This is a genomic window from Mucilaginibacter angelicae (assembly GCF_042434235.1).
GTDB lineage: Bacteria > Bacteroidota > Bacteroidia > Sphingobacteriales > Sphingobacteriaceae > Mucilaginibacter > Mucilaginibacter angelicae.
The window spans coordinates 352,907-359,333 of the sequence record NZ_JBHLTS010000079.1; the positions used below are offsets into that span (position 1 = coordinate 352,907).

The 6,427-nt window shown below is 43.2% G+C and carries 5 protein-coding genes and 1 tRNA gene; 2 read left to right on the top strand and 4 right to left on the bottom strand.

All coding sequences use genetic code 11. The features are described from left to right. Positions 1-195 precede the first annotated feature (195 nt). Entirely contained in the window at positions 196-762 is a 567-nt protein-coding gene (locus ACFFGT_RS31290; RefSeq protein WP_377026451.1) for a hypothetical protein, read from the bottom strand. 93 nt (positions 763-855) lie between these two features. Beyond that, positions 856-1,665 carry an N-acetylmuramic acid 6-phosphate etherase gene (gene murQ / locus ACFFGT_RS31295; protein ID WP_377026452.1) on the bottom strand — a complete coding sequence of 270 codons (810 nt, stop codon included), beginning with the start codon at positions 1,663-1,665 and terminating at the stop codon, positions 856-858. A 106-nt stretch (positions 1,666-1,771) separates the two neighbouring features. On the opposite strand from murQ, the gene ACFFGT_RS31300 reads away from it, so the two are divergent. Next, positions 1,772-3,358 (top strand): S41 family peptidase, encoded by a 1,587-nt coding sequence (locus tag ACFFGT_RS31300; protein WP_377026453.1) that lies wholly within the window; start codon positions 1,772-1,774, stop codon positions 3,356-3,358. Positions 3,359-3,552: 194 nt separating this feature from the next. Here ACFFGT_RS31300 and der read toward each other — a convergent pair whose 3' ends face one another. Together der and era are read right to left on the bottom strand one after the other, a co-directional pair. Then, the gene (gene der / locus ACFFGT_RS31305) at positions 3,553-4,854 is read right to left on the bottom strand and encodes a ribosome biogenesis GTPase Der (protein ID WP_377026454.1); all 1,302 of its coding nucleotides are present in this window, start codon (positions 4,852-4,854) and stop codon (positions 3,553-3,555) included. Positions 4,855-5,014: 160 nt separating this feature from the next. After that, positions 5,015-5,890 (bottom strand): GTPase Era, encoded by an 876-nt coding sequence (gene era, locus ACFFGT_RS31310; RefSeq protein WP_377026455.1) that lies wholly within the window; start codon positions 5,888-5,890, stop codon positions 5,015-5,017. 148 nt (positions 5,891-6,038) lie between these two features. Here era and ACFFGT_RS31315 point away from each other — a divergent pair. Further along, a tRNA-Met gene (locus ACFFGT_RS31315) sits at positions 6,039-6,111 on the top strand. Positions 6,112-6,427 lie beyond the last annotated feature (316 nt).

Sequence of the window (6,427 nt, forward strand, 5' to 3'; positions counted from 1 at the left end):
TTGTTAAAATTATAGTACGAATTTATGAATAAAAAGTGAATGTAAAGTGAAGAATATGTGCCCGCTTCTCCGCCATGTCATTGCGAGGTACGAAGCAATCGCGAACTTTACAGAGGGACTTGCAAAGCTTCTCTGCTAATCGGGGATTGCTTCGTGCCTCGCAATGACGTGGTGAGAATGACTTATTGAAACAACCTAATTCAGCCTCCTCATCAACTGCTCTTCCACCTTTTTGAAAACCTGTACAGGTTTCAGGGTACGCCAGCCAAGGCTATCAAGCTCGCCGCCGAAATTGATGTAATAATCGATGTTGTTGCGTTTAAACTCATCAATCACGTGGTCGCGGAAGTTAATACCTGCTATCCAGCCATCCTCCACATCCTGGAACCATTCTTCGTAATAACAATCATCACTTGAATGAAAGTTGAGTACGTTTTCACCAATCAGGATAAAATGCGTGATGCCGGCATCAACCATCAAATCCAACAACTCACGCTTCATCAGCATGATATCGTTATTTATGGCATCGTTCCATTCGCCTATTAGCTCAATAATGGTATAGCCCTTATCATAATCGGCAAAAAGCACTTTAAGGTAAAGTGTATTGGAGCCGAATGAATCCCATTGGGGGTGCAGCAGGTAATTGTAAACCTGCTTGTCAAATTCAAACTCGCTGTATTCGGTTGCATAAAAAGGCGAAAACTCATCTTCCGATGCTACGTAATCATCTCTCCAGCGGTAATATGGTTCAATCTCGTGCATGTCTTTGATTTCAAATGTGCAGATATGCAGATGTGCAGATTAGAATATGCAAATCAAAATCATCTGCACATTTAAAATTTGCACATCTGCACATCATTTTTTTAAATAATGATCAACAGCGCTTCGTACGCTGCCGTATTGTTTCAGTAACCCGGCTGCTTCCTCTTCGCTCAGGCCGGTTTCGTCCATTACCATGTGGGTGCCCCTGTTCACCAATTTATGGTTGCTTAACTGCATATCAACCATCCTGTTCCCTTTAACGCGGCCAAGCTGGATCATTACACTTGTGCTAAGCATGTTTAAAACTAATTTTTGCGCGGTACCGGCCTTCATACGGGTTGAGCCTGTTAAAAACTCGGGACCTGTTACCACTTCAACCGGGTATTGTGCCACGGCAGCCACCGGGCTGCCGCTGTTACAAACAATGCAGCCGGTAACTATATTATGCTCATTGGCTGTTTTTAGGCCGCCGATAACATATGGTGTAGTGCCTGAAGCGGCAATGCCAATAACTACGTCTTTATCGTTAATATCAAAAGCCTGTAAATCAATCCAGGCTTGTACAGCATCATCTTCGGCATACTCAACCGCTTTGCGGATGGCGGTATCTCCACCGGCAATCAAGCCCACCACCATATCAAACGGAACGCCGAAAGTTGGCGGGCATTCTGAAGCATCAACCACACCTAACCTGCCGCTGGTACCTGCGCCAATGTAAAACAACCTGCCGCCGTTTTTCATCCTTTCGGCAGTGATTTTGGCAAGGGCTTCTATCTGTGGCAGAGCCTTTTCCACAGCAAGGGGAACGGTTTTATCCTCGTTATTAATGTTTTCTAAAATTTCCCTTACGGTTTGTTTTTCGAGGTTTTTATAGTGCGATTCCCTTTCGGTGGTGGTTTCCATAGCCTATTTTCAAATAATTTATAACAAAATTCGGTAAAAAACATCAAATGCAAGGGTGCAGGTAAAAATTATTGACCTTGCAATTGTTAACTTTGTGTTATAACTTATGAAGAGGACCGCGGGTGTAATTTTCCGGACAATAATCCTGCTGCTGTTGGGGGTGATGATAGGCCAGTTGCTTAACAGGGATTTTGCTGCCCGTAAACTTGGGTTTTCATTTGCCGGCAGCAGTAAAATTGCAAAGGTACTGCAACTGGTTGACCGCAATTATGTTGACAGTGTGAACATTGACAGCATTGAAGGTGTATCAGTAAATAACCTGCTTCAAAACCTCGATCCGCATTCGCTTTACTTACCGAAACAGCAGGCGCAATCCATCAATGAACGTTTGGATGGTGGTTTTAACGGTATCGGTATCGAATACCAGTTACTGCGCGATACACTGATCATTACACAGGTTTATACCGGCGGGCCGGCCGAAAAAGCAGGATTGCTGGTAGGCAGCAAAGTGATTAATGTTGATGATAAAAAGTTTTCGGGCAGTAAGTTAACAGCAGCCCGTATAAATAATGTTTTCCGGGGTGAAAAGGATGCCGAAATAAAACTGGCTATTATACCCCCGCTAAGTAAAGACCTGAAAATACTTAACGTTAAACGCGGTCATGTTGATTTGAGCAGCGTTGATGCTGCTTATATGGCCGATGCCCAAACGGGTTATATCAAGATCAGTAAATTTTCGGCCACTACCGATGTGGATTTCAGAAAAGCGTTAACCACTTTAAAAAGTGACGGTATGGATAAGTTACTGCTTGATTTGAGAGGAAACGGCGGTGGTTACCTTAATGCTGCTACCTCACTGGCTGATGAGTTTTTAACTGAGGGAAAACTGATAGTTTATACCAAAGGCATCCACGAACCCCGTACCGATTATTTTGCTACAGATTCGGGCATGTTCCAGAAAGGGAAACTTACTGTACTTATTGATGAATATTCGGCCTCGGCAAGTGAAATATTGGCAGGCGCCCTGCAGGATTTGGACAGGGCTACTATTGTTGGCCGCCGGTCGTTTGGTAAAGGCCTGGTACAGCAGCAGTTTGCTTTTGATGATGGTTCGGCAGTGAATTTAACAGTGGCAAGATATTATACCCCTTCGGGCCGGTCTATCCAAAAATCGTACAAAAACGGGGTTGATAGTTATCGGAATGAGCTTGCCCAGCGCATGCAAAAAGGCGAATTATTTTCAGAACAGAGCAACCTGAGCGACAGTGTTTTTAAAGGAACGCCATCATACCATACCTCAAGCGGGCGTAAAGTTTTTAGCGGCGGGGGTATCATGCCCGATGTTTTTGTGCCTGCGGACACCGGCAAGTTTACCCCGCTGATCCAGGATTTAAGCCAGCAGCAATTGTTTACCGCATACGTGATTGACCGCCAGCAGCAGCTGCTTAAAAAATACCCCACCGAAGCTGAGTTTTTAAAACAATACGCTGTTAGTAATGATGAGGTAGATAAATTTATCCTGTATGCTTCGCAAACCATTAAAGAAATGGATTCGCACGAAATACAGATCTCCAGGGAGCCTATCAAAACTATCCTTAAAGCTCATGCAGCCCGTTTTAAATGGGGCGATAATGCCTACTTCAAGGTAATTAACACCGACGATGTGACATTTAAAAAAGGGTTGGAACAATAGGAACCCTGATTTTCCTGATTTGAGGATTTCCCGATAAAGCAGATAAAAAATATGAGTTAAAACAGGGTTCTTCTAATGTTGAAGGGTGTCCTGTTTTAACTCATGGAAAGCCTTGATCCTAAAAATCAAGGTTTAGGATCCTTGATTAGTATCTCATGGTAATCCTTAAATCCTAAAAATCACGGTTCAGGTTCTTACTTCTGCCTGAACCACACCTGTATCGGCGCGCCCGAAAACTCGAAATTTTCGCGGAGCTTATTTTCGATAAAGCGGTAGTAAGGTTCTTTTACGTATTGCGGCAGGTTACAGAAAAACGCGAACATTGGCGAAGTGCCTGTAATTTGGGTAATGTATTTTATTTTAACGTATTTACCTTTTATTGATGGCGGTGGATAGTTTTCGATGATAGGCAGCATTACCTCGTTCAGTTTTGAAGTAGGAATTTTGCGGGCGCGGTTCTTATAAACCTGGTTAGCCACATCTAAAACCTTTAGTACCCTTTGCTTTTCGGTAACCGAGGTAAAAACAATAGGCACATCGCTAAATGGGGCTAACTTATCACGGATCTGCTCTTCAAATACTTTGACAGTTTTATTGTTCTTCTCAATTAAATCCCATTTATTCACAACAACCATCACGCCTTTTTTGTTCTTTTCGGCCAGGTGGAAGATACTGATATCCTGTGATTCAAAGCCTTCAACAGCATCAATCATCAGGATAACCACATCGGCTTCTTCCAAAGCTTTAATGGTGCGCATTACCGAATAAAACTCAATATTTTCCTTAACCTTGGTTTTTTTACGCATCCCGGCGGTATCTATCAGCATAAAATCATGACCGTACTGGTTATAGTGGATATGGATGGAGTCGCGGGTGGTACCGGCAATTGGGGTAACAATATTACGGTCGGTACCGATAAGAGCGTTGATGATTGATGATTTACCTACGTTTGGCCTGCCAACTATGGCATATTTAGGACGGGTGTTTTCTTCCAGAACTTCATCTTCAAAGTGTTTCACCACTTCGTCGAGCAGTTCGCCTGTACCCGAGCCTGTCATCGACGAAATACTGTAGATTTCGCCAAGGCCAAGGCTGTAAAATACCATGGCATCGGCAACCTGGCTGTTGTTATCCAGCTTGTTCACCACTACAAAAACAGGTTTTTTGCTTTTGCGCAGGCGGGTGGCAATCTCATCGTCCAGATCGGTAATACCGGTGGTAACATCAACAACAAAAAGGATAACCGAAGCTTCCTCAATGGCAATATCAACCTGCTCGCGGATGGCTACTTCAAAAACATCGTCGGAGTTGGCTACGTAGCCGCCGGTATCAATAACGGTAAAGTTATGGTTAAGCCACTCGGCAACGCCGTAGTGCCTGTCGCGTGTTACGCCGCTAAAGTCATCTACAATGGCCTTACGGCTTTCGGTTAAGCGGTTATATAATGTTGATTTGCCTACGTTGGGCCTGCCCACAATGGCTACTATGTTACTCATATTTTTTGTTAAGAGTCAGGATGCAAGAAATCAAGATTCAGGAATACAAATCTATTTAACTTAACAACTGCTTCTACGAAATTTTTAAATTTTATTAATGATAGATCAAGATGTTGGATTGTCCTGCATCCTGATTCTAAAAGTCTTGATTCTGTTCTTCTTATTCGTACCCGAATTGTTTGAGGTAATTTTTTTTGGTACGCCAGTCGGGGATTACTTTTACAAACATTTCCAGGAAGATCTTTTGCTGAAAAAACTCCTCCATGGAGCGGCGGGCATAGGTGCCTACTATTTTCAGCATTTCGCCGTTTTTACCGATGATGATATTTTTTTGCGAGTCGCGCTCCACAATGATCTCGGCACTGATGCGGTAAAGTTTTTCACCTTCAATAAAGGCGGTTACAATAACCTCGGTGCTATAAGGGATCTCTTTTTTATATTGTTTAAATACCTGCTCGCGGATCATTTCTGAGGCGAAGAAGCGGTCGTTACGATCAGTCAGCGCATCTTTTTCGTAATATGGCGCATGCTCTGGCAGGTTACCAATCACAAAATCCATAATGGCTTTAATGTTGTGCCCGTGCAATGCCGATATGGCAAAAATGGCTTTGGGATTTAGTTTTTCCTGCCAAAACTCTACTTTCTTTTTTACGGTTTCCTCATCGCTTTGGTCAATTTTGTTAATCAGTACGGCAAGAGGGGCTTCAGAGCGTTCCAGTTTTTTCAGAACGTCAGCCTCGTCATACTCCTCGTAAATGTCAGTAACCAGCAAAATAAGGTCGGCATCAACAATAGAGCCATCAACCTGGTGCATCATGCTTTCGTGCAGGGCGTAGTGAGGTTTGATAACACCGGGGGTGTCCGAAAACACGATCTGGTAGTTTTCATCGTTCACAATACCCAATATACGGTGGCGTGTAGTTTGCGCTTTTGGGGTAATGATGGACATTTTTTCGCCCACCAACGCATTCATAAGGGTTGATTTCCCTGCGTTGGGTTTACCTATTATACTTACAAAACCTGCCTGATGAGCCATAAAAAAATAATTAAAAATATATTTGGACTGCAAAGAAACGAATTATATCTTTGCAGTCCAATTAAAACGGAGTGCAAATTTGCATTTTGATAATTGGAAGGAACTTTCCGGGGTTATGGCCGGATCTCAAATATATAGCACAATACAGTGCGGGATGGAGCAGTTGGTAGCTCGTCGGGCTCATAACCCGAAGGTCGTAGGTTCGAGTCCTGCTCCCGCTACGAAAAGATGAAAGCCTCAAGTCGAAAGATTTGAGGCTTTCATCTTTTAGCGCACTTGGCAGCTCACCGGGTTCATACCCGCTGGTTAGTCGATCGGGTTGTGCCTCCTTTCTTAATATATCATATATCGTTAATCCTAAACGGTCTAAATTCGAAATATTTACGTATTGATTCGGGAGGTATAGCAATTGACTCGTCCGGAAAAAACTATACACTAAAAAGAAGTGTATGAAAACAGAAGACGATCAAGGCACACCGATAACCCGCTTTCATGAGCGGGGCCATTTTCAAACGAACTTACGGGATGAGCTCATAA

Coding starts and splice junctions, on each gene's coding strand:
- der (WP_377026454.1), bottom strand. CDS start 4,854: ATGAGTAACATAGTAGCCATTGTGGGCAGGCCCAACGTAGGCAAATCA.
- era (WP_377026455.1), bottom strand. CDS start 5,890: ATGGCTCATCAGGCAGGTTTTGTAAGTATAATAGGTAAACCCAACGCA.
- murQ (WP_377026452.1), bottom strand. CDS start 1,665: ATGGAAACCACCACCGAAAGGGAATCGCACTATAAAAACCTCGAAAAA.
- ACFFGT_RS31290 (WP_377026451.1), bottom strand. CDS start 762: ATGCACGAGATTGAACCATATTACCGCTGGAGAGATGATTACGTAGCA.
- ACFFGT_RS31300 (WP_377026453.1), top strand. CDS start 1,772: ATGAAGAGGACCGCGGGTGTAATTTTCCGGACAATAATCCTGCTGCTG.